Origin of the sequence: Streptomyces sp. NPDC098101 (assembly GCF_044760185.1) — a bacterium.
Taxonomy (GTDB): domain Bacteria; phylum Actinomycetota; class Actinomycetes; order Streptomycetales; family Streptomycetaceae; genus Streptomyces.
The window spans coordinates 1,564,904-1,589,832 of record NZ_JBIWAS010000001.1 but is presented as its reverse complement, the minus strand read 5'-3'; the positions used below and the strand labels follow the sequence as shown (position 1 = coordinate 1,589,832).

The following is a 24,929-nucleotide window of genomic DNA, read 5'->3' as shown; positions in this document are numbered from 1 at the left end:
CCGGCCGGGGGCGGGGCGCGCGCCCGCGCGCCGGCGGCCCCCCCCGGGGGGGCGGGGCCCGGGCCCGGCGGGCGCCCCCCCCCCCCCGGGGGGGCGGCCCCCCCCGCCCCTCATCCGTCCGGCGAGACGGCGGTCTCAGACCAGACGGCCGCCGAAAGGCCCGCCCAGGCCGTAGTACGTGCCCAGCTGGTCGCGGTAGACCGGGTCGTCGAGGTGCGTCTCGCGGTGGAACTCCGGAGCGTCCTTGATCTGGTCCTTGGTGCGGTCCACGAAGATCTTCCGCTCCTCCGGATCGATCCGGGTCACGGTGCTCGCCGGCAGCAGGACCTCCTTGCCGAAGATCCAGACCCCGGTGTCGACGACCAGATACGCGTCGTCGACCTCGTCGGAGTGCTTGTCCACCTTCCCGATGCCGCCGTCGGTCGCCTCGACCTTGTAGCCGGTCAGATCGGCACCGGCCAGGTGCCCGGCGGTCGACCGGTAACTCCACGTGTGCTCGGTCATTCGTCCCCAACTCCTCCGGTAGGGAGAGGACGGCCGGCGGTCCGCCGCCGCCCTCCGTCTCCGTGTGCCGTACGTGGCGGAGCGTGTCCTCCGTCCGGAATCCGCCTGCCCCCGTCCACCCGGCCCATTCGCCCGCCCGCCGGAGGGGCGACCGGGGGCTCCTGTCCGCCCGGACGGCTTCCGTCCGGGCCGGGGGCGGGATACGGGTCGGGCCGCCGGGTAGCCGAACCCCATGGACACCAGCGAGAACACCCCCGACCGCCCCGTCCCCCCGTTCCCCGACCAGCAGCAGGAATACCCCGGCTCGACCGAGCGGATGGACCCGCGGCCCGACCACGGGGAGGACTCCTACCGGGGCCACGACCTGCTCCTCGACCGGGCCGCGGTGGTCACCGGCGGTGACTCCGGGATCGGCAGGGCCGTCTGCCTGGCGTTCGCCCGCGAGGGCGCGGACGTCGTCTTCACCCATCTGCCCGAGGAGAAGGACGAGGCGGCCGAGACGGCGCGCCTGGTCCGCGAGGCGGGCCGCAGGGCGGTTCCCGTGCTGTGCGACGTCCGCGACGAGGAGCAGTGCGCGGCCCTGATCGACCGGGCGGTGGAGGAGCTGGGGCGCGTGGACGTCCTCGTCAACAACGCCGCGTACCAGATGTCCCGGCCCGACGGGATCGAGGCCATCACCACGGAGCAGTTCGACCGGGTGATGAAGACCAACCTGTACGGGATGTTCTGGCTCTCCCGGGCGGTCCTCGCCCACATGCCCCGCGGCGGGTGCGTCATCAACACCACCTCGGTGCAGGGCTATCAGCCCAGCCCGCACCTCCTGGACTACGCGATGACGAAGGCCGCGATCGTCTCCTTCACCCACAGCATGGCGCAGCTGCTCGCCGAGCGCGGCATCCGGGTCAACGCGGTCGCCCCGGGGCCGGTGTGGACCCCGCTGATCCCCTCGACGATGCCGAGCACGGAGGACTTCGGCCGGCAGTCGCCGCTGGGGCGCCCCGCCCAGCCGGCGGAGATGGCGCCCGCGTACGTCTTCCTCGCCTCGCCCGGGGCGAGCTACATCACCGGCGAGATCGTCAACGCCACCGGCGGCACTCCCCTGCCGTAGGACACCGGGAACGGACACGGCCCTCCCCGGACGTCCGGGGAGGGCCGTGCCGCCGAGCGGGGCCGTGTCACATCGGGGCGCCGGCCGCCGGGGGCCGGCCGGCCCTCCCGGGCGCGTCGCGGGCCCCGGAGTGCTCCGGTGTCCGGGTGAGGGGCAGGTGGTAGAGGGCGAAGGCCTTGCCGATGACGGGCTGGGCGACGTTGCGGACGCGCACCCCGCCCGCCGTCATGCCGTGCTCGGTGCCCAGGTGGGCGTGGCCGTGCACCGCGAGGTCGGCGCCCGCCCCGTCGATGGCCTCGGCCAGCAGGTAGCTGCCCAGGAAGGGGTAGATCTCGACCGGTTCGCCCGCGAGGGTGTCGGGGACGGGAGAGAAGTGGGTGAGGGCGATCCGCGCCTCGCAGTCGGACAGGTCGGACAGGGCCTCGTGGAGGCCTTCGGCGGCCCGGCGCGTGGTGCGGACGAAGTCCTTCATCTCGCGTTCGCCGAACTCTCCGGCGCTGCGGCCCGCGAAGCCGCCGCAGAAGCCCTTCGTGCCGGCGATGCCGAGCCGTCCGCCGTCCACCGGCAGGACCGTCCGGTCGCCCTCCAGGACGGCGACCCCGGCGTCGGTGAGGACGCGCGCGATGTCCGCCTCCTGGTCGGAGTGGTAGTCGTGGTTGCCGAGGACGGCCACCACGGGGACGCCGAGGTCCCGGACCTCGTCCGCGACCACCTCCGCCTCGGAGACCGTTCCGTGGCGGGTGAGGTCCCCGGCCAGGAGGAGGACGTCCGCGCAGAGCGAAAGAGTCTCGAAGGAGGGGCGCAGCAGGCCCCGGCAGTCCGGGCTCAGATGGATGTCGCCGACGGCCGCCACCCGGACGACGGCCCCGTCCTCCTGTCGTTCCGGGGCCGTCACAGCAGCTCCTCGGGACGCTCGGGGGGATCGATGCAGGCGACCATGAGGTCCGTGCGGACGGGCAGGCCGGCCAGTTCCGTCTCGGCGAGCCGGAGGATCTCCTCCCGCTCCCCGGCCGTCGGGACGGTGCCCGTCAGGAGCACGGCCGTGCCGCGCACCTCGATGCGTACCCCGAGCTCGGCCATGTCGTCGTGCGCGAGCCGCTCCCTGAACCGGGCGATCCGGTACTCGTTCTCGCCGGTGTCCATCGCGCTCCTCCGTCCTGTCGTCCTGTCACCGTGGGGGTCCGGGCCGGCGCTCCGTCCGGGGCGGCGGCCCTTCACCGTCGCGTCTCCCCCGTCCCGTACGTACCATTCCTCCCCCTCGCGCGGCGTGCGGGCGGGGAGAAGCTCCCCTCAGTCCTCCAGGGGTTCGGTGGCGGGGCCCTGGAGGACGCTGCCGTCGGCCGCGAAGCGGGAGCCGTGGCAGGGGCACTCCCAGGTCTGTTCGGCGTCGTCGAAGCCCAGCTCGCACCCCATGTGGGTGCAGCGGCGGCCGGTCCGCAGGCCGGTCAGGAAGTGGCGGGCCACGGCCGTCTGGTGCCGGAGGACCCCGGGCGTCTCGCGGACGGAGAGGCGCCGGCGCGGGTCGAAGAGTTCCGTCCAGTCCGGGCGCGGGGCGCCCGTCAGGTGGGCGGTGAGCAGCCGGCCCGCGGCGACGCCGTTGCTGAGCCCCCAGCCGCCGAAGCCGGTGGCGACGTAGACGTGCTCGGTGTCGGGGTGCTCGTGTCCGACGCAGGGCACCCCGTCGGCCGTGTGGACGTCCTGGGCCGCCCAGCGGCGCACCTCGGGGGCTTCGGCGAAGCCCGGCAGCCGGTCGCGCGCCCAGGATTCCAGGCGTTCCCAGCGGGCGCGGACGCCGCCGGCGCCCGGTTCGAAGGCCTCGCCCGAGACGATCAGGAGCCGTCGGCCCCCGCCGAGCGGGGCGGTGCGCACCGACCGGACGTCGTCCTCGGCGCTCCAGTACATGCCGTGGGGGGCGTGGCGCTCGTCGACGGGGGCGGCGACGACGAGTTCCCGCCGCAGGGAGAGGCGCATCAGGAGGGTGGGGTGGCAGCGCAGCGGGAAGTGGGTGGCGAGGACGACGTCGCGGGCGTGGACCGTGCCCCCGCCCGCGAGGGCGAGGCGGCACTCGGCGCCCTCCTTGAGGCCGGTGACGCGGGTGCCCTCGTGGATCCGGCCGCCGTGCGCGACCAGGTCGTCGGCCAGGGCGAGCAGGAAGCGGCGCGGGTGGAACTGCGCCTGGTCCTCGACGCGGACCGCCGCCGCGACGGGGTACGGGAGCCCCGTCCCGGCCTCCCCCGGTTCCCCGGTCACCTCGGCGGCCGGCAGCCCGGCTCCGGCGGCGGCCGCCGCCTCGGCGCGGATCTCGCCGGTCCGCTCCCCGTCGGAGGTGTAGGTGTACGCGGGGCGGCGTTCGAGCTCGGCGTCGACGCCGAGCTCCTCGCACAGGCGCACCACCTCCCGGAGGGCGTCCTCCTGGGCCGCCGCGTACCGGGCCGCCGCCCTGTCCCCCTGGTCGTGGCGCAGGGGCTCGTAGCGGAGGCCGTGGAGGGAGGTGAGCTTTCCGGTGGTGTGGCCGGTCACCCCGGCCGCGATCCGGTCCGCCTCCAGGACCACCACGTCGCGTCCGGCGCGGTTCAGCGCGCGGGCGGTGCAGAGACCGGCGATCCCGGCCCCCACGACGACCGTGTCCGTGGTGAGGTCGCCCTCCAGCGGCGGGTGGGCGCGGCCTGGCGGCGCCGACTCCATCCAGTACGAGCTTCCGGGTCCGGGCATGGTCCCTCCTCCGGGCGGTCGGGCGTCCGCCCGGCGTCTACCCGGGGCCGGGGCGCGCAGTCGTCCGGGGGCGCGGTCCCGGTCGCGGCCCGCCGGACAGGCCCTAGGCCTCTTCGGTCTCGGCCTCGCCCCTCCGTCCGTGCGGGCGGCGCTGTTCCTCGCGGCCCAGGCCCGGGGACTGGCGCTTGGCGGTCATGCCGCCCTCGTCGCCGGCTCCGCCCCGGCGGTCCCGGGTGGCCTTCTCGGCCTCCCGGCGCGCCTCGACGTCGCCGCTCTCGCCGACGGCCTCCGAGGGCGTGGTCCGCGGCGGGCCGTCCGCGGGCAGGGTGCGGCGGCGCTCGTGACGGGTCATGGTCGTCCTCCTCGGTCGTGCGGGCGGGCGGGCACGTGGGGCGGCTGCCCCCGGGTGTCCCGCGGAAACGTCACGCGGGAGCACCGCGCGTGGGGGCGAGGACGAAGGCGTGGCCGGCCGGGTCCGTGTAGCGGCGCGTGTCGGTGCGCCGGTCGAGGCGGGTGCCGTTCTGGTCGGCGGAGACGGGGCGGGCGCCCAGGGAGACGGCCTCCCGTTCGGCCTCGTCGAGCGCGTCGGGCTCCACGAGGATGAGCAGGTGGGCCTGCTGGGAGTCGTCCGGCCGGGGCCAGCTGGGCGGCGCCTGGCCGGGGTCGCGCCGGATGCCCAGGACGACGCCCGTGGCGCCGGAGATCAGCAGCAGGTCGGCGTCGGCGCCGCTGGGTTCGACGGTGGCGTCGAGCAGGGCGGCGTAGAAGCGGGCGAGGGGTTCGGGATCGGTGCTGTCGAGGACGAGGACACCTGTCTTGGAAACGGTCATGCGGTCCGTGTGCCCCGTCAACGGCCTTTCAGGCAAAGGGAGTCGGAGTGCGGACCGATGGCCCCGGACCGGCCGGACGCCTTCGCCGGGGCGGAGCCCGAGCGACCGGTGACGGCGGCGTCGCCACCCAATGGGCTGCGCACTGAAGGCAATTGACGAACCGTCGCGTGCCCAGACGCATCGGGGGTAGGCGGAAGGGGCGGCCCTCGTCCCCGAAGGCCGCCGGGGACCGGCGTTCCTCCGCCGGACGCCACGTGGATGACGTACGAGCACGGGAGGTTCCATGTCCGCACTGTTGACCCGCATCAAGCGATTCGGCCGCAGCCCCCAGGGGCGGCGGGCGATCGCGTCGGTACGGCGCGCCGCCTCCGACTCCCGGAGCCGGGCCCGGGCCCGCCGCCTCCTCGGCAGGCTGCGCGGACGCCGCTGACGCGTCGCTCCACCAGCCCTTCACACCTGTGGGCCCGGCATCGGCCGGGCCCACAGGCATGAGGTGCGTACGGGGCGGCTCACGGCGGCGCGTCGGACGGACGGACCTCGCGCAGGCGGTCCAGACGGCGGATGGCCGGGGTGGCGCCCGCCCCGTGGAGCAGTACGGAGAGCGCCACCGTGGTGGCGGTCAGGACCCACAACTCCCTTGCCTGGCCCTCGAATCCGTGGTGGCCGAGCGCGTACGCGAGGTAGAAGAGGGAGCCGATGCCGCGCAGTCCGAAGACGGCGGCGACGGCCCGCTCCCGGGGGCCGGTGACGAAGCCGAGCTGGGCGATCCACCCCGTGAGCGGGCGGACGACCACGATCAGGGCCAGGGCGAGCAGGACCATCGGCCAGGTCAGCGACGCGAGGCCGGTGGCGACGAGGTAGTGGCCGAGGAGGAAGAGCAGCGCCGCCGTCAGGAGGCGTTCGATCTGCTCGGTGAAGCCGTGCAGCACCTTGTGGTAGCCGTGGCCGCGTTCGGCGGCCCGGACGGTGCAGGCGGTGACGAAGACGGCGACGAAGCCGTAGCCGTGGGCGAGTTCGGTGAGGCCGTACGCGAGGAAGGTCGCGGCGAGCGCGACGAAGCCCTCCATGTGCTCGGACAGCCTGAGCGAGGCGGACCCGGCCCGGAAGAACATCCATCCGAGCAGCCGCCCGAGGGCGATGCCGATCACGACGGCGATCACCGCCCTGGCCACGAGGTCGAAGCCGAACCAGTGTCCCCAGTCGGCGTCCGCCCAGACGCCGCCGGCTCCGGCGAGCGCGAGGGCGGCGAGGACGAAGGGGAAGGCCAGTCCGTCGTTGAGGCCGGCTTCGGCGGTGAGCGTGAAGCGGACCTCGTCCTCGTCGTCGTCCTCGTCGGTCGGCTCCCCCACCCGCACCTCCGCCGCCAGCACCGGGTCGGTCGGCGCGAGCAGGGCGCCCACGAGGAGGGCGGTGGCCGCGGGCCAGTCGAAGAGCCACCAGGTGAGCGCGGTGGTCGCGGCGACGGTCAGGGGCAGGGTGATGCCGAGGAGCCGCCACGGCCCGGCCCAGGAGCGCAGGCCGAAGGGCCGGTTCAGGGCGAGTCCGGCGCCCATGAGGGAGACGATCACGCAGATCTCGGTGACGTGCTCGACCCAGGCCCGGTCCGCCACGGGGTCGAGTTCGGGCATGGGGAGGGGCAGCAGACCGGTCAGGGCGCCGAGTGCCAGGAAGACCATGGGCATCGAGAACGGCATGTGCCGTACGAGCCTCGGCAGGACCGCCGCCGCCAGCGCTCCGATGCCCAGGGCCGTGAACACGAGGTCGGCGGGGCTCAGGATGGGACTCCGTTCCGGTGGTGGGGATGGGTGGGGGTGGTGCCGGCGGCGGTGTCCCGGTCAGTCGGCCGGTTCGTCGGGGGTGGGCTGTTCGGGGTCGACGGTCTCCTCCTCGGGGCGCCCCCGGGGGCCCGTACCGGATTCCTCGGTGTCCGGGAGCTCCTCGCTGCCCGGGTCCCGCGTGACGGGTATGGCCAGCGGGTCCTCGCCCTCGGCGGCCTGCTCGTCCTCGCGGTCGCGGGGTATCGGGTCCTCCGAATTGCCCGGGGTGTGCGCGTCGCTCATTCCGGTCTCCTCATCTCTTCTCTTCTCGGACGGTGCAGTCGGTCAGTCGGTCGGTCGGTCCGGTGGTACGGCGGTCAGCGCGCCGCCGCCGGTGACGTCAGGCGTACCCGTTCCATGACGTATCCGCTGCGCGGGAGCGTCGGTACGCGGTGCAGCGGGATCGACAGGTCCTGGTCGGGCACGTCGTGGGGCAGGCGGGCGAGGCGCGGGACCAGGGCGGCCAGGAGGGCGAGGGTGATGTCCTCGCCGGGGCACCGGTGGCCCGTCGCCGGGTCGCCGCCGCCCTGCGGCACGAGGTCGTCGCGGTCGATCGGGGCGCCCGGCCGGGTGAACCGGGTCGGGTCGAAGGCGTACGGCTCCGGCCACAGGTCGGGGTCGTGGTCGTGGCCGTACAGGTCGAGGAGGACCAGGCTGCCCTTCTCGATCGGGACGCCGCCCCACTGGGTGTCGGCCGCCGCGAGGCCGCCGGTGAACGGGGCGAAGGGGTAGAAGCGGCGGACCTCCTGGGCGAAGCCCCAGGTGTGCCGCTCGTCCGCCGTCAGGAGGTCGCGGTGCTCCGGCCAGCGGTGCAGGGCGTGGGCGGCGAAGACGAGGAACCAGGTGACCGCGACGGTGGGGCGCAGGACGTTCAGGAGTTCGACGGCCGCGGTGTGCGGGTCGAGCTGCCGGCCGTTCGCGTCGGTGTGCGCGGCCACCGCCTGCGCGATCGTCGCCTGCCCCGACGGGGCGCCCGCGTACCGCAGCTCCTCGATCAGCGGGGCGAGCCGCTCCTCCTGCCGCTTCCGGGCCCGCCGCGCGCGCAGGTGCCGGGGGCCGACGGCGGCGAAGCCGTCCACCATGGCCACGAGGTCCCGCGCGGCGGTCTCCTCCTCGCCGTCGGGCAGCGGGACGCCGGCCCAGTCGTGGACGGCCCTGGTCAGGACGCGGGCGGCCTCGTCGAAGAGGACCACCCGCTCCCGGCCCTGCCAGTCGGCCTCGGCCCGGTCCCACGCCCGCCGGGCGTGCTCGACCAGGGCGGCGATCCGCTCCGGGTCCTTGAGCAGCGTCAGGAACAGCGCCTTCCGCCCCCGGTGCGGCCCTCCGTCGAGGGTGTGGACGGCTCCGCGGCCGAACAGGGTGTCCAGGACGGGTCCGGGCAGGGCGTCCTGGCGGCGGACGTGCCGCTCGTCGTAGAAGAAGTCCACCGCCTCCTTGCCGTGCAGCGCGACTCCGCGCCGGCCGAGGATCCGTACGGGCACGGCCGGGGCGTTCCGGGCGCGCCGGCGCAGGTCGGGCAGCCAGCCGTACCCCTTCACCAGGAGGGACGCGGTGCTGTCGAGCAGCGGGGGGCGGGCGGGGCCGGGCATGTCCTGTGGTGTCGCTTCCATGAGAGACGGGTTCCACGAAGTCGTGATTTCACACCGCTTCCCACCTCCCGGCCGGGAGAGGCGGGCGGTGGCGCGTCCGCTCAGCGGCCGGGGGTCAGGACGGTCTTGATCATGCCGTCCTTCTTGTCCTGGAACGTCTTGTACGCCTGGGGCGCGTCCTCCAGGGGCAGGGTGTGGGTGGCGAAGTCGTCCACGCCGAGCGGGTCGGCGTCGTCCAGGAGCGGGAGGATGTCCTCCACCCACCGCCAGACGTTGGCCTGGCCCATGCGGAGCTGGACCTGCTTGTCGAAGAGGCTGAACATCGGGACGGGGTCGACGGCGCCGCCGTAGACGCCGGACAGGCTGATGGTGCCGCCGCGGCGGACCGCGTCGACCGCCGTGTCGAAGGCGGCCATGCTGTCCACGCCGACCGTGGTCATCAGCTTCTGGGCGAGGGCGTCGGGGAGGAAGCCGGGGATCTTCTGCGCGGCCTTGGTGAGCGGGGCGCCGTGGGCCTCCATGCCGACGGCGTCGATGACCGCGTCCGTGCCCCGGCCGCCGGTGAGGTCCCGCACCCGGTCGCCGAGGTCCTTGCCGTGCTCCTTGAGGTTCAGCACCTCGACCCCGCGGCTCCGGGCGCGGCGCAGCCGCTCGGGGACGAGGTCCACGCCGATGACCTTGCTCGCGCCCCTGTGGAGCGCGATGCGGGCGGCCATGTCGCCGATGGGGCCGAGCCCGAGGACGGTCAGGGTGCCGCCGGGCGGGACGTCGGCGTACGCCACGGCCTGCCAGGCGGTCGGCAGCACGTCGGAGAGGTAGAGGTAGCGCTGGTCGGGGGCGTCCTGGCCCACCTTGATGGGCAGGGTGTCGCCGAAGGGGACGCGCAGGAACTCGGCCTGGCCGCCGGGGACCTGTCCGTAGAGCTTGGTGTAGCCGAACAGGGAGGCGCCCGTCCCGTACTCCCTGACCTGGGTGGTCTCGCACTGGGACTGCAGGCCCTGGCCGCAGGTCCAGCAGGTGCCGCAGGAGACGTTGAACGGCACCACCACCCGGTCGCCGGCCTTGAGGTTCCGCACCTCGGGGCCGACCTCCTCCACGATGCCCATGGGCTCGTGGCCGAGGATGTCGCCGGGGTCCAGGAAGGGTCCGAACACTTCGTACAGGTGCAGGTCGGAGCCGCAGATGCCGCTGGAGGTGACGCGGACGATCACGTCCGTCGGGTCGACGATCCGGGGGTCGGGCACGGTGTCCACACGAACGTCGCGGTGTCCGTGCCAGGTCAACGCCCTCATGGTCGGGCTCCTCACGTGCGGCTTGCGGGGTCATGGCGCGAGTGCCCCGGACGGAGGGCCGTATGCGTGCCGCGCGCTCCCGCCGGGCGGGCGGTGGGCGCGCGCGGTAGCCGCGCGCCATCGCGGGTAGCGGCCCCGTGAGGAGGCCTCGGGGCGGATCCCCGGGCCCCTGCGGAGAGGGAGGCCGTGATGACGGAGACCCGGAAGGTGCGGGCGGGCCGGCGCACCGTGACGGTGAGCCGTCCGGAGAAGGTGCTCTTCCCCGGGGACGGCATCACCAAGGCCGACCTCGCGGAGTACTACCGCGCCGTGGCCCCGAAGATGCTGCCGCACCTGCGCGGCCGCCCGCTGACCCTGGAGCGCCATCCGGGCGGCATCGGAGACCGGGGCTTCTTCCAGAAGGACGTGCCGGACCACTTCCCGGACTGGGTGGGGCGCGCCGAGATGCCGAAGGAGGGCGGCACCGTCACGTACGTGCTGGCCGAGGACGCCGCCACCCTGGTCCTGCTCGCCGACCAGGGCTCCGTCACCCTGCACCGCTGGCTGTCGAAGGTCGACCGCCCCCATCACCCGGACCGGCTGGTCTTCGACCTCGACCCGTCCGGGGAGGGGTTCGGGCCGGTGCGGGACGCCGCCCGGTGGCTCCGCGACCTTCTCGACGGGCTGGAGCTGCCGTCGCTGCTCATGACCACCGGCTCGCGCGGGCTGCACGTCCTGGTGCCGCTGGACCGGAAGGCGCCCTACGACGACGTACGGGCCTTCGCCTCCGACGTCGCCGGGGTGCTCGCCGCCCGCCACCCCGAGCTGCTCACCACCGAGGTGCGCAAGAAGGCCCGGGAGGGGCGGTTGTACCTCGACGTCCAGCGCAACGCGTACGGGCAGACCGCCGTGGCCCCGTACACGGTGCGGGCCAGGGCGGGGGCGCCCGTCGCGGCCCCGCTGGCCTGGGGCGACCTGGACGACCCGGCGCTCGACGCGCGCGCCCGGCGCCTCGCCGACGTGGACCTGCTCCTGAAGGAGGACCCGTGGAGCCCGGCTCCGCGCGGGCGCTCCCTCAGGGCTGCGGCGGACCGCCTCCGTCGTACGGGTCCCCGTGCTCGTCCCTGAGGGGGTTCCCGTCCTCGAAGCGGCCCCCCTCCCCGAAGGGGCGCCCCTCGTCGAACGGGCTGCCCTCGTTGAGGGGCACGTCGTCGGGCGGAGTTTCCTCGCCGCTTCCGTCGACGAACGGCCTCTCCTGGTCGAACGGGTCCTCGTCGCCGTGCGGCGCGAGCGCGATGCACTCCACGTCGATCCGGTCGGCGACCTCCGTCAGCGCTCCTGCCAGGGCCACCACCGTCTCCGGTGCGAGGTCGAGGTCATCTTCGCCGGTCGACTCCAGCCACCCGGCCGCGAGGTGCCGGAGCAGGCCGGTCACCTCGTCGGCGGGGAGCACGAGATGGCCGTCCGGCAGAAGCACCAACGACATGGATGCGTTCATGATGATCCGACCTCCGTGTCACCGACGCGTATCAGGGGGTGTCGCCCGTGGGCGGGGTGCCGTCGGCCGTCTCCGGGCGGACGATGACGACGGGGCAGGACGCGTGCGCCGCGCACTGCTGGCTCACCGAGCCGAGGAGCAGGCTCGCGAACCCTCCCCGGCCCCTGCTTCCCACGACGAGCAGTTCGGCGCCGTCCGACTCGTCGATCAGCACCTGGGCGGGGTTTCCGCGCACCACGTGGTGGACCAGGGGGACGTCGTCGTCCGGGCCGAGGACTGCGCGGAGCTCCTCGGAGAGCGACCGCCGGGCCTGTTCCTCGTCGAACAGCACGTCGACGGCCGGCGCGGACCATCCTTCCGCCCCGGGAAGGTCGTAGACCCCCACGGCGTGCACGGTCGCGCCGGTGCGCCGCGCGTGGCGGAGGGCCCAGCGCAGGGCCGCGTGCGAGGCCGGTGAACCGTCCACGCCCACGACCACGCGGGAGGTGCCGTCATTGGTGCTCATGTCATGCCCCTTCTCGCTCACGCCGGGAAAGACGGTTCCGGCCCGGGCCGCGGGGTTCGGCTCCGTCTCTTCTCCGCCCGCCGCCGGAAAGGGTCTCCTGCCGACCGACTACCCGGCACCGCGTGCCGTACGCGCGGACGGCACGGCGGAGGGGCGGTCGCCCCTCCGTACCAATGTGCCCCGGGAGGGCCCGGACCGCCCGGCAGCCGCCCTCGTACGCGTCCGTCCCGGGGGCGCGAAACCGGTCCGCGCTCAGTCCAGGGCCTCGTCGGCGCGGCAGACGCGCGCGCTCATGTTGGTCTCCATCATGCGCAGGGCGGCGTCGGCCAGGTCCTCGTGGATGTGGGCGACGGCGTCCCGGGCGACCGTGACCGAGAGGTGCCGGATGTGGGCGTCGAGGGCGGAGTAGAGCACGCACTGCTCCGTGACCTGTCCGCAGAGCACGAGGCGGTCCACGCCGAGCGTGCCCAGCAGATAGGCGAGCGGGGTCTCGTAGAAGGCGGAGTGGCGCGCCTTGACGACGAAGTAGGACGTCTCGTCCGGACGTACGGGGTCGACCAGGTCGGCGTGGGGGCCGCCGAGGGCCGCCTCCAGGATCTCCCCGTGGTGGGAGCGCCACTTCCCGAAGTTGTCGTTGGCGTAGACGACCGGGAGGTCCCGCTCCCGGGCCCGCTCCAGGAGGCGCACCACGGCGGGGAGCGCCCGGGTGACGGAGGGGACGAGGAGTTCCGCGTCGGGGTGGTCGTAGCGGTTGAGCATGTCGATGACGACGAGGGCGGTCTTGCTCATGTCCCCCAAGTTTCCAGATCATCGGGCCGGACGCGCGTTCGGCCTTCCGTGTCCGTGGAGGGGAGGCGGGGGCGGCCGTGATTGGTGCGGGTCGGCGGGCGAGGCCGGTGCGGGCCGGCGGGCGGGGCCTGTGTGGACGGGCCGGTGCAGACGGCCCCGGGGCCGGTCGCGGGACGTCGTCCGTCCGCGCGACCGGCCCCGGGCCTGGAGCGTCAGTGCCGTCGGGCGTCCTCAGGGGCGGTCGGCGGGCGGCCAGGCGCCCGCGCCGCGCGAGGACCGATCGGCCTGGCCGGGGATGACGGGCGCGTCACCGGCCGGGCCGGCCGGGCCCGTCGGGCCCGCCGTGGGGCCGGTCGTGTCCGGGGCGCCCGTCGTAGTGCCGGGGGTGCCGGTCGGGGCCGGGCCCGTCGGGCCCGCCGTGGGGCCGGTCGTGTCCGGGGCGCCCGTCGTAGTGCCGGGGGTGCCGGTCGGGGCCGGTCCCGTCGCGTCCGAGGGGCTGACGCGGCCGCGCCAGCCGCCGGTGGCCTGCCCGCGCTCCTCGATGAAGCCCTTGAACCGCTTCAGGTCGCCCTTGACCCGCAGGTCGAGGATCCCGAGGGCGTCACCGGTCTTCTCCACCACGCCTTCCGGCTCCACCTCCATCGCGAGCCGGACCCTGGTGTGGCCCTCGTCGAGCGACTGGAAGGTCACGACGCCCTTCTGCCGGACCTCGCCGCCCACGGTGCGCCACGCGACGCGCTCGTCGGGCAGCTGGTCGACGATCTCGGTGTCGAACTCGCGCCGCACGCCCGCCACCTTGGTCCGCCAGTGGCAGTGGCGGTCGTCGACCTGCCGCACCTCCTCGACGCCCTCCATGAAGCGGGGGAACTCCTCGAACTGCGTCCACTGGTCGTAGGCGCTCCGCACCGGGACGTCCACATCGATGGTCTTCTCGACCGTACTCACCGGTTTGCCTCCTTCGTTCCGTCGTGGTCGTCCCCCGCGTACCCGGCCGCTCCCGTCCCAATCAGGCCCCCGGGAACCCGGTGCGCGGACCCGGAACGGGAAAGGTGCAGGCAGGCGCGTTCCTTGCATAATGGAGGGTGGCAGCCACCTGTCGAGCTGCTTCAGGCTGGACACAGAGCGTCCTGCGGCGGAGAACGGCCCCGGCGGCCGGCTCGCGCCGGGGATGCGGCGCTCGCGGTGTTCCCGTCGAGCTCCACGAACCGCTCACCGTGCGCCGCACCCGGGACCGCTCGCCGGTCCCTCCCACTGATCACCGCCCCGCGCCGCGTCCGCGGCGCCCACCCGGTCCGGGAGGTAGACCATGCTCGTGAGCCATGTCCTCGAAGACGGCACCCTGCACCTGAGGCTCCTCCGGGAGCTCGACGTCACCAGCCGTGCCGCGGCGGCCCTGGAGATCGAGGCGATCGTCTCCGCCTACCGTCCCCTCCGGGTGCTCCTCGAATTCCCGTCCCCCTCCCCGTCCGCGGCCTCCTTCAGCGCGCTCGCCCGAGCCCGCAGGATGTGCGCGAGCCTCGGCATCACCCTGACGGTGAGCGGCCCGGGTTCCGTACCGCTCCAGGTCCCGGGGAGCGCGCCCCGGGCCAGGACGGCCTGAGGCCCCCTCGGGCGGCACGAAGCCGGGGAGGCCCGTGATGTCCTCACGTGCCTCCCCGGCTTCGTGGCACGGGAGGCTCCTTCCGCTACGCGGAGTCGCCGGAGTCCTCGTCGTCCGCGTCCTCGTCGTCGGCGTCTTCGTCGTCGCCCGCCTCGCCGACGACCGCGTCCGCCGCCTCCTCCCTCGCCTCCTCGTCGCCGCTCTCCCCCGGAGCCTCGGAGGGAGGAGTGGTACGCGGGTCCGGTTCGCCGTTCCGCTGCTGGGTCATGTCTGTCGCTCCTCGGTGTCGGTGGGAATGTCCGGGTGGGAATCTCGGGTGGGGATGTCCGGCGGGAATGTCTCGGTGAGGTCAGGACGGCGGGTACGGGGCGGACTTGAGGTGGCGGGCCAGGTGGGCCGTGTTGGCGGCGAGGGTCGCGGTGGTGCCGGCCGTGGCCTCGGGGGTCTTGTCGAGGTCCTGGTAGTCGGTGCCCTGCATGGCCTCCCCCACCCAGTAGGTGACGGCGTTGGGGGCGAGCGAGAAGCCGACGTCGTTGAGGCCCTGGAAGAGATCCGCGCTCACCTTGTGCGCGCCGTCCTCGTTCCCGACGACGCAGACGGCCGCCACCTTGCCGTAGGTCAGCATCCGGCCCTCGTCGTCCGTCTCGCCGAGTTCGGCGTCCAGCCGCTCCATGACGCGCTGGGCGATGCTGGAGGGGTGGCCCAGCCAGATGGGGGTCGACAGGACCAGGATGTCCGCGTCCAGGACGGCCTCGCGGATCTCCGGCCAGTCGTCCCCCTCTCCCATGTCGGTCTTCACGCCGGGCAGGACGTTGTGGTCGGCGATCCTGACGGTCGTGCCGGTGACGCCGTGCTCGCCCAGTGCCGCCATGACCTGTTCCGCGAGCAGCTGCGAACTGGAACGCGCGGGTGACGGGGACAGGGTGCAGACGAGTGCGACGGCGCGCAGGGGTGTCGTGTCCATGGGTGTGCCGCTACCCCACCGAGGAGCCCTTATGTCATACAAGAAGCCCATATCGCGCGTTTGCCGGTCGGCCATCGGGGCAAGGTGACTGCTTCCCGGGAAACGGCTCCGGAGACACTCCGGGGCCGCCCCGGCACAACCCGCCGATTCCGAAGGCGGATTGCGCGTGCGTACGTCCGGGCAGTCCACCGGTCGTTCCGTACGGCCGGTTTGCCGGTCGTTTCGTACGGCCGGTTTGCCGGTCGGCCCGCACCGCGCGGCCCGCCGCCGTCCTCCGATCACCCTGGGAGCCGACCGTGGCCGACGGTTTCACCGACGCGCTCGATTATCCGATGTACGTCGTCACGGCGGCGACGGCCGACGGCGAGCGGGCGGGCTGCCTGGTGGGGTTCGCCTCCCCGTGCTCGGTCGACCCGCCCCTTTTCATGGCGTGGCTCTCCACCGCCAACCACACCTACCGCGTCGCGCGCCGCGCCTCCCACCTGGCGGCCCACGTCCTGGGGAGCGACCAGAAGGAGCTGGCGGCGCTGTTCGGCGGGCGGACGGGCGACGACACCGACAAGCTCGCCCGGGTGGACTGGCGGCCGGGAGCGGGCGGAGCGCCGGTGCTCGCCGACGCCCGCGCCTGGCTGGTCGGCCGGATCGAGGAGCGCTTCGAGGGCGGGGGCGGAGACCACGTCGGTTTCCTGCTCGCCCCCGTCGAACAGAGCCCCTCCGGCCCGGACGGGCCGCCCCTCCTCCGGCTCGGCGACGTCACGGACCTCACGCCGGGCCACCCCGCCTGACGGCCCCGGCTCCGGTCCCCGTCCCGGCTCCGGCTCCCGTCCCCGTCCCAGTCCCAGTCCCGGTGGTCTCCCAGGAGCGCCAGCGGCGTGCGACGGCGGTGCCGAGCAGCGTCCCGAGGACCACGCCGATGCCGATGGCGGCCACCGACGCCATGGTGGACACCAGATAGGACCCCGCGCCCTCCACGCGCAGCAGCCATTGCAGCAGGCTCCGGTACAGGTCGGGGCCCGGCAGCACGCCTCCGGCGATGCCGGGGATCACGAACGCGCGGACCGGGATGCCCGTACGCGGCGACAGCACCGCCGCGGCGAGACCCATCGCCACCGTCGCGAGGCCGGTCGCCAGGGGCGCGGACCAGCCGAACGCGCCGAGGCAGGCCAGTTTGACCCCCGCGCCCAGGACCGCGGTGGCGACCGCAGGCGGGACGATCCGCAGTCCTCCGTCCATGAACACGGTGTTCCCGAGGGCGCCGATCGCGCTGGTGAGCAGCGAGAGGACGACCGGCAGGGGGATCAGGGCGGTGGAGCGGGCGTCCGCGTCGGCGCCCCGCAGCAGGAAGCCGACCGCGAGGAAGCCGCAGGCCAGTGCGGTGAAGAAGGCAAGGAGGCTGACCGCGCGGCCCGCCGCCATGGAGCGGAAGCCGTCGATCGCGTCCTCGGTCAGCGAGATGATCGTGAAGATCGGCAGCAGCAGGATCACGTTCGCCGCGATCACGCTGGCCGCCTCCGCGTGGCTCAGGCCCCCGGCCGCCGTGAGTCCCGCGACCGCGACGAGGAGCAGGGCGGTCTGCGCGGCGGTGACGAAGAAGGACGGCAGTCCGCTCCGGGACAGGGCCCAGGCGCCCCGGTCGGCGAGCAGGAACACGAGGGGCGACACCAGGGCCGCGCGCACGGTCCCGGAGGCCAGGACGCACAGCATCGCCGCCAGGACCGCGCCGCCGCCCAGGCCGAACCACCAGGGCCAGCGGGAGGCCTCCGCCTCGATCCGGTCCAGGGTCCCGGCCGCGGTCCTCCGGTCCAGCCGGCCGGAGGCGGCGTGGGTGGTGAGGCGTTCGAGGGCGGCGAGCCGGTCCAGGTCCCGGGTGTCCTCCGAGCCCATCACCTTCAGCATGACGATCGGCCGCCGGCCCTCGGGGGCGTACTGCACCTGCATCGACCGGGCGTTGATGTCGATCTCCTGGCTGCCCATCCCCCAGGCGGCGGTGACGGCCACGACGGACGACTCGATCCGCCGGGTCTCCGCCCCGGCGAGGAAGAGCGCCCGCCCGAGCCGCAGCGCGAACCCCAGGATCTCCACCGCCTCGGCGTCGTCCAGGGGGCGGGGCGGCGGAAAGACGATGTCCTCGTACGGGGTTCCGTACAGGCGGTCGAGCAGCGTCCGGTCGTCCCGGCGGAGCCGCTGGAGCCTCTCCTTCCGCGCCCGGGCGGCCTCCCGCCGCTTCCGCAGCACATGTCGCATGGCCTCGTCCCGCCCTCGTGTCCGCCCGTCGCACGGTCTGGGACCTACCGTTCCCCCTCTCGCCGGGGTCTCCGTCCGCCGAGCGGGTGAGACCGGCCGGGGGCGAGGCACACGGCTCCGCGCCCGTCTCCGGGCCCACGGCGTACGGCATACGTCTTCGGGCCCACCGGTCCGCCCGGGGACGGGACCTCGGGGCGGAGCACCGCCTCCCGCAGGTCCGCGCCCGCGCGCAGGCCGCCCGGACCGACGCGGGCCCCCGGCCCCGGGCTCGCGTCAGGACCAGGACGCCGCCACCAGTGACCTCTCCGCGGCCGCCAGGTGGACCGCCGAGGCGAGCCAGGCCCGGGCGTAGCCGTCGGCCGAGGCGTCGGTGAGGCGGCCGAAGGCGTCGCGGGGGCGGCGGTCCGCCTCCGCCGTCAGGGTCGCCGCGAGCCGCGCCGCCCCGCCGAGGCCCGCCCGCCGCAGCGGGGCGAGGAGGGCGGCCGCGTCCGTCCCCCGGCCGGCCTCGGCCACGGCACGCCGCCCGCCCGCGACCCCCGTCTCCAGGAGCCGCCGCACCCGCCACAGCGGCGCGTCCGCCAGCGGATCCGGCACGGCCGCCGGAGCGATCGGTCCCGGCCCCGTGGCGCCGCGCGGGAAGTGGCTCCCCTGGAGGCGGTCGTATCCCAGGTCGGCCCTGCCGAGCCACTCCTCCGGCAGCCGCAGCGTGTACGGCTCCCCCGGCACCGGGCCGACCGCCAGCGGCCGGAGCGTCGCCGCCCGGTCCAGGTCCGGACGGCCGAGGACGCGCAGGGCGAGCCCGGGGTGCTCCGCGATCCTCCGCAGGTTGGCGGCGTGCGGCAGCTCCGGATGCGGGTGGGCGGGGCGCAGCCGCAGCAGCGGTCCGTCTCCGGCGACGCGCACCACCAGGTACTCCCCCGCCGCGCCGACCACCTCGACGTCGCAGCCGAGCAGGGCGGCCTCGACGGCGTCGGCCTCCCGTGCGCCGTCGTCGAGCGCCGCGGCCACCGCCTCGCCCACCGGCCGGGCGAACAGCGCGGACGCGGGCTCCTCCGACCAGTCCACCCCGCGCAGCGGGGTCGCGCTCACGCCCCGGCCCGCGCCGAGCCGCCCGTCCGGAGAGACGGTGGCGCCGACGATCCGCAGGCCTCCGCGCGCGAGGCCCGCGTGGTCGAGGACGGCCCCGCCGAGCGCCACGGACGCGGAGCCCGCTCCCCTGGCGCGGGCCAGTCCGCCGGGGCGCACGTCGGACACCGTGTAGCGGGAACCGTCCGGGCCCACCAGATGGGTGGACACGCCTCCGTACCCGGTGGCGGAGAGCACCGGCTCCCGGCACAGGCCGTACGCCCTGAGGCTGCCGCCCTGCGCGTAGGCGCGGCGCGTCACACCGGCCGCGCCGGGTCCGGCCGTGCCCGAGGCGAGGAGGGCGGCTCCGGAGAGGAGTTCGCGGAAGGCGCCCGCGAGGTCGCCGAGGCGCTGGGCGCGGCCGCGCTCCCGGGCGGCGCGCAGTCCCCGTACGACGCGCAGCGCGGCCGCCTCCGCACGGGGCAGCCCGGCCAGGCGGGCGGTGTGGGCGGCGCGCAGCAGTTCGGCCTGGACCACCGCCCCGCCGGCCGTGACTCCCGCGGACAGGGCCTCGGCGGCCGCCTCCCACAGAGCGGTGGCGGCCCGGACCTGGGCGGGGGTGAGCGGGGTCTCGGTGTCCGCGGAAGGGACGGGGGCGGCCTCGGTGGTGACGGGCGCGGAGCCGTCGACGGGTCCGGTCGGCTCCGGAGGCCCGGTGGTCGTCTCCGGTGTCGCCTCCGTCCCTGTCCCGGTCCCCGTCTCTGTCTCCGTCTCGGCGTCCGCGATCGGTGCCGCGCCGAGGACCGCCGCGCGGTGCAGGCAGCGCGGGGCCAGCAGGCAGGTGCAGACGGCCTGCCCGGCTTCGGTGACCGCGCCCGAGGGTCCGGGACGCAGGGTGACGAGGGCGTCCTCGCCGAAACGTACGTCGAGGGAACCGTCGGCGGCCCGGACGACCTGCTCGGCACAGCCCGCGATCGCGGCGTCGAGCTTCTTGCGCAGCCGTGCGCTGAGCTGTTCCACGGCCTCGGCGAGGACGTCGGGGGCGACGGGCGGCAGGGGTTCGGGGCTCAACGGGGTTCTCCACGGAGGCGGTCGCCCACCCAGCGGGCGAGGGCGAGCGGGCTGAGGGCGGCCACCGGCATCCCGGCGGCGACGAGTTGGCGCGCCACCGGCACCGAGTAGCGGGGCGCCCCGGCGTCGTCGAGCGCCGCGCAGCCGAGCAGGTGCGCGCCGGAGGCGGCCAGGGCGCGGACCTCGCCGAGGAGGCCGGCGAGCGGCGCGCCCTCCTCGAAGTCGCTGACCACGACGACGAGGGTGCGGCTCGGCACGGTGATCAGGGAGCGGGCGTGCGCGAGCCCCGCCGCGATGTGCGTGCCGCCGCCGACCCGTACCTCCAGGAGCAGCGACAGGGGGTCCTCGACCCGGTCGGTCAGGTCCACGACCTGCGTGGAGAAGGCCAGGAAGTGCGTGGACAGGGTCGGTACGCCGCCGAGCACGGCGGCGGTCAGCGCCGACCAGATGACCGAGGCCTCCATCGAGCCGGAGACGTCGACCACGAGGACCAGGCGCCAGTCCGCCTCCTTGCTCGCCCGGGTGCTGAACACCGGCCGTTCCGGTACGACCACGACCCGGCCGTCGTCCGTGCGGCGGGTGTGGGCGAGGTTGGCGCGCAGGGTGCGGGCGAGGTCGAGGCGTCCGCCGGGCCTGCGGGTGGGGCGCGGGGTGGCGAGCCCGGAGAGCGTCGGGCGCAGGCGGGTGGCCAGCTCCCGGGCGAGCTCGTCGACGATCCGCTTCACCAGCGGGCGCAGCCGGGCGAGCTGGGCCTCGGGCATACCGCCGGCCAGGGAGAGCACCGAACTCAGGAGTTCCACCGAGGGGCGTACCGCCGCCGGATCGAGCTGGGTGAGCACGTCGGTGCGGCCCGCGTCGGCGGCCTCGGCCAGGACCTCTTCGCGCACGTCGGCGCCGAAGAGGGCCTCCAGCTCCTGCGACCATTCGCGTGCGGTGGGGAAGGAGGCCTCCTGTCCCCCGCCGCCGCCGGATCCGGTGTCCAGGTCGTCGGCGCCCTCGCCGCGCCCGCCGCCGTACAGCTCGTCCAGGGCGCGGGCGTAGCGGCGCGCGTCGGCGGACAGCCGGTCCCGGTGGCGGCCGAGGAGGAGCCGCCAGCGGTCGGCCGGGGCGAGCCGCCGGTCCGGTGCCTCGGCGGGGGGCGCGTCGGTCGCGGGTGCGGCTTCCGCCTCGGGGACAGGGTGCGGATCGAGGGCGGAGTGTCGGTCGGGTGCGGAGTGCGGGTCGGGCAGGGCCAGGGACTTCAGGGCGGCGAGGCCGGCCGCGTCGGCCGCCGCCCACAGGGCGAGCAGCTCGGGCGGGGCGTCGAGGGAGAGGTCGAGCCGGTCCCCGAGCCGCTCGGTGACCGTGGTCAGGAGCCGGTCCCGGGCGGCCGGGGTCAGCGCGTCGAAGCCGCCGCGCAGGGCCGGGAGCCGGTCGAGGAATTCCTGGTCGGCCAGCGAGTCGACCCGGTCGAGCAGCGGGGTGAGCGCCTCCGGGGACGCCTGGAGCAGCGGACCCGCGGCCGTGAGCAGTCCCGCGAGGCGCTTCATGAGGGCCCGCCGCGCGTCGGGGGAGGTCGCGCCGTCGATCCAGCCCGCCGTCCGTTCCCCGAGGTCCGCCGCCGGGTCCAGATCGAGCAGGACCCGTACGGCCAGGGCGGCGCCCTGGATCAACGGCGACCCTTCGGAGGCGAGTTCGGCGAGGGCCCGGTCCATCCGGAGGCCCAGGTGCCGGGCGGCCGACCGGTCCGCGAGCGCCACGAGGGCTCCGGCGTCCGCGGGGGTGTCGCTGCCGGCCAGGCCGGGCAGCGACCGCACGGCGGCCTCCAGGAGTTCGCCGGTGAGCGCGCCGGCGGTGGCGCGGGCGTCCTCGGTGGTGCCGGGGTAGTGGCCGCGCCGCAGGCCCTCCAAGAGGTCTAGGGCTTCGAGGAGTTCGGGCAGGCCGGCGGTGTCGGGCAGGACGGCGGAGGCCTCGCGCAGCCGGGCGTCGACCAGGTCGGGCAGGTCGCAGCGGGCGGCGGCGGTGAGCCCGGTCAGGATCTGGGCCGGGGTGGGGCCGCCCTCGGCGGCCTCGTGGCGCGCGGTCTCGGCCAGGGTGCCGGCGGCGGCCTGGGCCGCGGTGACCCCCCGGACTCCGGCGAGGTCGAGCCGGGCGGGCACGGACGGGTTCCAGGTCAGGCGCCACTTGGTGCCGAGCGCGGTGCCGTCGCCGGTGGCCGCCACGGCGAGGGGCTCGCCGTAGGAGGCGCCGATGACGAGGAGGCGTTGCAGCAGCACCTCGCGGCGTCCGTCGAGGGGGGAACGGAGCGGGTCGAGGCGTACCTCCCGGGGCTCGGGCTCCTCCGGGCGGGGCAGCCGCAGCCGGGCGAGCTCCTCCTCGACCGAGGGACCCAGACCGGAGCGGGGCGCGTGCGGGCTGATCCGGCCGCGCGCGGTGCCGACGAACACGGCCTCCAGGGCGCGGGCCAGCGCCCTGCCCCGGCCGAGGGGTTCGCCCTGGCCGAGGACGGTGGTGACGGCCTCCAGGAGTTCTCCGCGCCCGGGGGCGGGGAGTCCGCGCAGGGTGGCCAGGTCGCAGGCAAGGCGCAGCGTCTCGGCGGCCTCGCCGGTGCCGGCGGTGTGACCGGCGCGGCGCATCTCCCGGCACAGGCCGGTCACCGCGGCGGAGGCCGCCTCCCGGAGCCGGTCGGGGTCCCCGGCCGCGGTGAGCACGGCCTGCTGCCAGAGCGGGTCGCGGATCCCGGCGGGGTAGCCGGAACGGGAGTCGAGCAGGTCGAAGGAGTACGGGACGAAGGAGGTCACCGCGGCGGCCGGGTCCTGGTTCCCGGCCGGGGCCTTCGGTGTGGCCGGGGCCACCGGGCCCGCGAGCGGGGTCGCCGGGGCGCGACCCCGGTCGGCCTTGCCGGACCCGTCCGTGTCGGTGCCGATACCGGCGCCGGTGCTGGTACCGGCGTTGGTGCCTTCCGGGGTGTGCCGGTCCGTGCCGACCGGCTCCTCCGTGTCCACCGGCGCGAGCAGCGCGGGGGCGTGGAAGGCGCCGATCACGGCGGCGACGCGGCGACCTCCGGCCGAGGACTCGGCGATCACCCGCCGCATCCGGGCCTCGCGGGCGAGGTCGGAGGCGGGCACGTCGGCGTCGGCGCGCAGGGCCCAGCCCACGCCCAGGGCGGCGCGGCGCACCGCGTCCGGGGAGCAGCCGGGGGCCAGCACCTCCACGGCGCGGTCCCACATGTCCTCGCCGTCCCGTCCGGTGCCGGCCGCGGCGAGCGCCCCGGCGAAGGAGCCGTGTTCCCGCGTCCCGTCGCCCTCGCCCGTCCCGTCGCCCTCGCCCGTGCCGTCGTCCTCGCCCGTGCCGTCGTCCTCGCCCGTGCCGTCGGCGGCGTCGATGCCCGGGAGGCCGTCCGCCTCCCCGTCCCGCTCCCGGTCCGGGCCGGTCGCGGACCAGCCGGGGTCGGACAGGGGGAGGTCGCAGCAGACGACCTCCGCGCCGTGGTCCCGGGCCCACCGCACCGCCGCAAGCTCCGGGGAGAAGTCCGCGAAGGGGTAGAACGCCAGGCGTCCGCCCTCGCCCGTCCCGGCCAGGGCGACGGGGGCGACGGTCTCCGGGTCGGCCAGGTGCTCCAGCCAGGGCCGGAAGTCGGCGGGGAGTTCCACGCAGACCACCTCCGCGCCCGCCTCGTCGAGGAGGGCGGGCACCATGGCGGCCAGCGCCGGGCTGTGGTGGCGCACCCCGAGGAGGTACGGGGTGCGGGACGCGGCGAGCGCGTCCACGGCCGCCCGCGGGTCGAGGGTCGTCACCGCAGGCTCCCGCGCAGGTCCCAGAGGCGGCGCCACATGGCCGAGCCGCTCTCGGCCCGGCGGCGGACGGGACCGTCCCAGTAGCCGAGGAGGCGCGCGTGGTCGGCCGGGTCGTCCTTGCGGACGACGCCGAGGAGGTGGCCGGGCAGGAGGTCGAGGACGTCCCCGCCGGGGAGGTACGCGGCCGCGACCCCGAGGGACGCCGCGACCTGGACGGCCTCGGCGGTGGACATGACCGTGCCCGGCCGCTCCACGTCCCAGCCCTCGGTGGAGCGGCCGGAGCGCAGGTCGCGGAAGACGGTGACGAGGGCGTCCAGGACGGCGTCGTCGACGCCGAAGGGCGCGCCCGCGCGCTGGACCGCCGCGACGGCCTGGCGGCGGATGAGGACGGCCTCGGCGTCGGCGTCGGCGATCGGGTCCACGGTCTCGAAGTTGAAGCGGCGCTTGAGCGCGGCGGACATCTCGGAGACGCCCCGGTCGCGCAGGTTGGCGGTGGCGATGACGGTGAAGCCGGGCGCGGCGGTGACCACCGCGTCCTCGGTGGCGGTCAGTTCGGGGACGGTGACCCGCCGGTCGGACAGGATGGAGACCAGGGCGTCCTGGACCTCGGGCAGGCAGCGGGTGATCTCCTCGACCCGCACCACCCGGCCGGTGCGCATGGCGGCGAGGACCGGGGAGTCGACGAGGGCCTGCGGGGTGGGGCCCTGGGCGAGCAGCAGGGCGTAGTTCCAGCCGTAGCGGAAGGCGTCCTCGGTGGTGCCGGCGGTGCCCTGCACGGTGAGGGAGCTGGTGCCGCTGACGGCGGCCGCGAGCAGTTCCGACAGCATCGACTTGGCGGTGCCGGGCTCGCCGGTGAGGAGCAGTCCGCGCTCTCCGGCGAGGGTGACGACGCAGCGCTCCACCAGGGCGCGTTCGCCGACGAACTTCGGGGCGATCTCCAGCTTCGACGGCAGGCCCGCGCGGCGCTTCGGCAGGGCCAGTTCCGCGCCGTCGCTGCCGCAGACGAACGTGACGACCGCGCGCGGGGTCAGGGCCCAGCCGGGCGGGCGCGGGCCGGGGTCCTGGGCGGCGAGGAAGGCGAGTTCGGCGGCGTGGCGCTCCTCGGCCGGCTGGACCTGCCGGGCGGGGGCGGGCTGTTCGGTGACGGTCATGCGGGGTTCCTCCGGAAGGGGTACGGGTGGGGCGGCGCGGCGCACCCCCGGGCGGGGTGCGCCGCGCCGTCGCCGCGTGCGGCGGGTGGGCTGCGGTCAGCCGGGCCGTGGCCGTCGGGGGCCCCGCCCCGGGGGGGCGGGGGGGGGCCCGGGGGGCGGGGCCCCACCAGCGGGGGGGGCCCCGCGGCCCCCCCCGCGGGGCGGCGCCCGGGGGGGGGGGGGGGGGGGGGGGGGGGGGGGGGGGGGGGGGGGGGGGGGGGGGCGCCCGGGGGGGGGGCGGGGGGGGGCGCCCCCCGGGCGGGACGGTACCGAACGAGCGGTGCCGACCAGGCGGCCCCGAGCGAGCGGCGACGACCGGGCGGCGCCGAACGGACGGTGACGAACGGACGGTGACGACCAAGCGCTGGCGACCGGTCGTCACCGGCCGGGCGGCGA

24 protein-coding genes and 1 pseudogene are annotated in these 24,929 nt (G+C 75.7%); 5 read left to right on the top strand and 20 right to left on the bottom strand.

Features of this window, described 5'->3' with window-relative positions:
* Nucleotides 1-135 precede the first annotated feature (135 nt).
* Nucleotides 136-504, bottom strand: a complete 369-nt coding sequence (locus tag ACIQVI_RS06630; RefSeq protein WP_351974353.1) for a PRC-barrel domain-containing protein — start codon at nt 502-504, stop codon at nt 136-138.
* 232 nt (nt 505-736) lie between these two features.
* Here ACIQVI_RS06630 and ACIQVI_RS06625 point away from each other — a divergent pair, with 232 nt between their 5' ends.
* Nucleotides 737-1,612, top strand: coding sequence for an SDR family oxidoreductase (locus tag ACIQVI_RS06625; RefSeq protein WP_403591850.1), 876 nt, complete (start codon nt 737-739; stop codon nt 1,610-1,612).
* A gap of 67 nt (nt 1,613-1,679) precedes the next feature.
* Here the strand turns inward: ACIQVI_RS06625 and ACIQVI_RS06620 are convergent, their stop codons facing one another.
* From ACIQVI_RS06620 to ACIQVI_RS06600, 5 genes are all read right to left on the bottom strand, one after another.
* Nucleotides 1,680-2,507, bottom strand: a complete 828-nt coding sequence (locus ACIQVI_RS06620) for a metallophosphoesterase (RefSeq protein ID WP_403591847.1) — start codon at nt 2,505-2,507, stop codon at nt 1,680-1,682.
* A complete protein-coding gene (locus tag ACIQVI_RS06615) occupies nt 2,504-2,755 on the bottom strand; it encodes a BON domain-containing protein (protein ID WP_121831530.1) in 252 nt (83 codons plus the stop codon). Before ACIQVI_RS06615 ends, ACIQVI_RS06620 begins: the two co-directional genes overlap by 4 nt.
* A 147-nt stretch (nt 2,756-2,902) precedes the next feature.
* Nucleotides 2,903-4,324 (bottom strand): FAD-dependent oxidoreductase, encoded by a 1,422-nt coding sequence (locus ACIQVI_RS06610; protein ID WP_403591844.1) that lies wholly within the window; start codon nt 4,322-4,324, stop codon nt 2,903-2,905.
* Between the two features lie 103 nt (nt 4,325-4,427).
* Nucleotides 4,428-4,676, bottom strand: a complete 249-nt coding sequence (locus tag ACIQVI_RS06605; RefSeq protein ID WP_403591841.1) for a hypothetical protein — start codon at nt 4,674-4,676, stop codon at nt 4,428-4,430.
* 70 nt (nt 4,677-4,746) lie between these two features.
* Entirely contained in the window at nt 4,747-5,154 is a 408-nt protein-coding gene (locus ACIQVI_RS06600; RefSeq protein ID WP_402446307.1) for a VOC family protein, read from the bottom strand.
* Nucleotides 5,155-5,437: 283 nt separating this feature from the next.
* Between ACIQVI_RS06600 and ACIQVI_RS06595 the strand changes: the two genes are divergently transcribed.
* Nucleotides 5,438-5,584 carry a hypothetical protein gene (locus ACIQVI_RS06595; protein ID WP_403591838.1) on the top strand — a complete coding sequence of 49 codons (147 nt, stop codon included), beginning with the start codon at nt 5,438-5,440 and terminating at the stop codon, nt 5,582-5,584.
* Nucleotides 5,585-5,663: 79 nt separating this feature from the next.
* Here ACIQVI_RS06595 and ACIQVI_RS06590 read toward each other — a convergent pair whose 3' ends face one another.
* The 4 genes from ACIQVI_RS06590 to ACIQVI_RS06575 all read right to left on the bottom strand — a co-directional run bounded on the left by ACIQVI_RS06590 (nt 5,664) and on the right by ACIQVI_RS06575 (nt 9,852).
* On the bottom strand, nt 5,664-6,929 hold the full coding sequence (locus ACIQVI_RS06590) for a cation:proton antiporter (RefSeq protein WP_351973150.1): 1,266 nt from the start codon (nt 6,927-6,929) through the stop codon (nt 5,664-5,666).
* Nucleotides 6,930-6,989: 60 nt separating this feature from the next.
* Entirely contained in the window at nt 6,990-7,214 is a 225-nt protein-coding gene (locus ACIQVI_RS06585; RefSeq protein ID WP_351973144.1) for a hypothetical protein, read from the bottom strand.
* Nucleotides 7,215-7,288: 74 nt separating this feature from the next.
* Entirely contained in the window at nt 7,289-8,581 is a 1,293-nt protein-coding gene (locus ACIQVI_RS06580; protein ID WP_403591835.1) for a cytochrome P450, read from the bottom strand.
* Between the two features lie 80 nt (nt 8,582-8,661).
* On the bottom strand, nt 8,662-9,852 hold the full coding sequence (locus ACIQVI_RS06575; protein ID WP_403591832.1) for a zinc-dependent alcohol dehydrogenase: 1,191 nt from the start codon (nt 9,850-9,852) through the stop codon (nt 8,662-8,664).
* A 189-nt stretch (nt 9,853-10,041) separates the two neighbouring features.
* Between ACIQVI_RS06575 and ligD the strand changes: the two genes are divergently transcribed.
* Complete coding sequence (gene ligD, locus ACIQVI_RS06570) at nt 10,042-10,959, top strand: non-homologous end-joining DNA ligase (protein ID WP_403591829.1); 918 nt, start codon at nt 10,042-10,044, stop codon at nt 10,957-10,959.
* On the opposite strand, the gene ACIQVI_RS06565 is transcribed toward ligD, so the two are convergent.
* From ACIQVI_RS06565 to ACIQVI_RS06550, 4 genes and pseudogenes are all read right to left on the bottom strand, one after another.
* Nucleotides 10,907-11,317 carry a DUF6213 family protein gene (locus tag ACIQVI_RS06565; RefSeq protein ID WP_403591826.1) on the bottom strand — a complete coding sequence of 137 codons (411 nt, stop codon included), beginning with the start codon at nt 11,315-11,317 and terminating at the stop codon, nt 10,907-10,909. The two genes, ligD and ACIQVI_RS06565, sit on opposite strands and share 53 nt — an antisense overlap.
* 43 nt (nt 11,318-11,360) lie before the next feature.
* The gene (locus tag ACIQVI_RS06560; RefSeq protein WP_403591823.1) at nt 11,361-11,834 is read right to left on the bottom strand and encodes a universal stress protein; all 474 of its coding nucleotides are present in this window, start codon (nt 11,832-11,834) and stop codon (nt 11,361-11,363) included.
* A gap of 252 nt (nt 11,835-12,086) precedes the next feature.
* Nucleotides 12,087-12,623: a cysteine hydrolase family protein gene (locus ACIQVI_RS06555; protein WP_403591820.1), complete on the bottom strand. Its 537-nt coding sequence runs from the start codon at nt 12,621-12,623 to the stop codon at nt 12,087-12,089.
* A 486-nt stretch (nt 12,624-13,109) separates the two neighbouring features.
* A pseudogene (locus ACIQVI_RS06550) lies at nt 13,110-13,568 on the bottom strand (SRPBCC family protein); the annotation flags it as partial.
* Nucleotides 13,569-13,929: 361 nt separating this feature from the next.
* On the opposite strand from ACIQVI_RS06550, the gene ACIQVI_RS06545 reads away from it, so the two are divergent.
* Nucleotides 13,930-14,223, top strand: coding sequence for a hypothetical protein (locus ACIQVI_RS06545; RefSeq protein WP_351974354.1), 294 nt, complete (start codon nt 13,930-13,932; stop codon nt 14,221-14,223).
* Between the two features lie 85 nt (nt 14,224-14,308).
* On the opposite strand, the gene ACIQVI_RS06540 is transcribed toward ACIQVI_RS06545, so the two are convergent.
* Together ACIQVI_RS06540 and ACIQVI_RS06535 are read right to left on the bottom strand one after the other, a co-directional pair.
* Nucleotides 14,309-14,491 (bottom strand): hypothetical protein, encoded by a 183-nt coding sequence (locus ACIQVI_RS06540; RefSeq protein ID WP_403591817.1) that lies wholly within the window; start codon nt 14,489-14,491, stop codon nt 14,309-14,311.
* A gap of 81 nt (nt 14,492-14,572) precedes the next feature.
* Nucleotides 14,573-15,187 (bottom strand): flavodoxin family protein, encoded by a 615-nt coding sequence (locus ACIQVI_RS06535; RefSeq protein WP_403591815.1) that lies wholly within the window; start codon nt 15,185-15,187, stop codon nt 14,573-14,575.
* Nucleotides 15,188-15,519: 332 nt separating this feature from the next.
* On the opposite strand from ACIQVI_RS06535, the gene ACIQVI_RS06530 reads away from it, so the two are divergent.
* Nucleotides 15,520-15,972 carry a flavin reductase family protein gene (locus tag ACIQVI_RS06530; protein WP_403592295.1) on the top strand — a complete coding sequence of 151 codons (453 nt, stop codon included), beginning with the start codon at nt 15,520-15,522 and terminating at the stop codon, nt 15,970-15,972.
* Here the strand turns inward: ACIQVI_RS06530 and ACIQVI_RS06525 are convergent.
* From ACIQVI_RS06525 to ACIQVI_RS06510, 4 genes are all read right to left on the bottom strand, one after another.
* On the bottom strand, nt 15,950-17,431 hold the full coding sequence (locus ACIQVI_RS06525; RefSeq protein ID WP_403591813.1) for a threonine/serine exporter ThrE family protein: 1,482 nt from the start codon (nt 17,429-17,431) through the stop codon (nt 15,950-15,952). The genes ACIQVI_RS06530 and ACIQVI_RS06525 overlap by 23 nt on opposite strands.
* A gap of 273 nt (nt 17,432-17,704) precedes the next feature.
* Nucleotides 17,705-19,567 (bottom strand): hypothetical protein, encoded by a 1,863-nt coding sequence (locus tag ACIQVI_RS06520; protein WP_403591810.1) that lies wholly within the window; start codon nt 19,565-19,567, stop codon nt 17,705-17,707.
* Entirely contained in the window at nt 19,564-23,343 is a 3,780-nt protein-coding gene (locus ACIQVI_RS06515; RefSeq protein WP_403591807.1) for a DUF5682 family protein, read from the bottom strand. Before ACIQVI_RS06515 ends, ACIQVI_RS06520 begins: the two co-directional genes overlap by 4 nt.
* Nucleotides 23,340-24,494 (bottom strand): AAA family ATPase, encoded by a 1,155-nt coding sequence (locus tag ACIQVI_RS06510; protein ID WP_351973955.1) that lies wholly within the window; start codon nt 24,492-24,494, stop codon nt 23,340-23,342. Before ACIQVI_RS06510 ends, ACIQVI_RS06515 begins: the two co-directional genes overlap by 4 nt.
* Between the last annotated feature and the right edge of the window lie 435 nt (nt 24,495-24,929).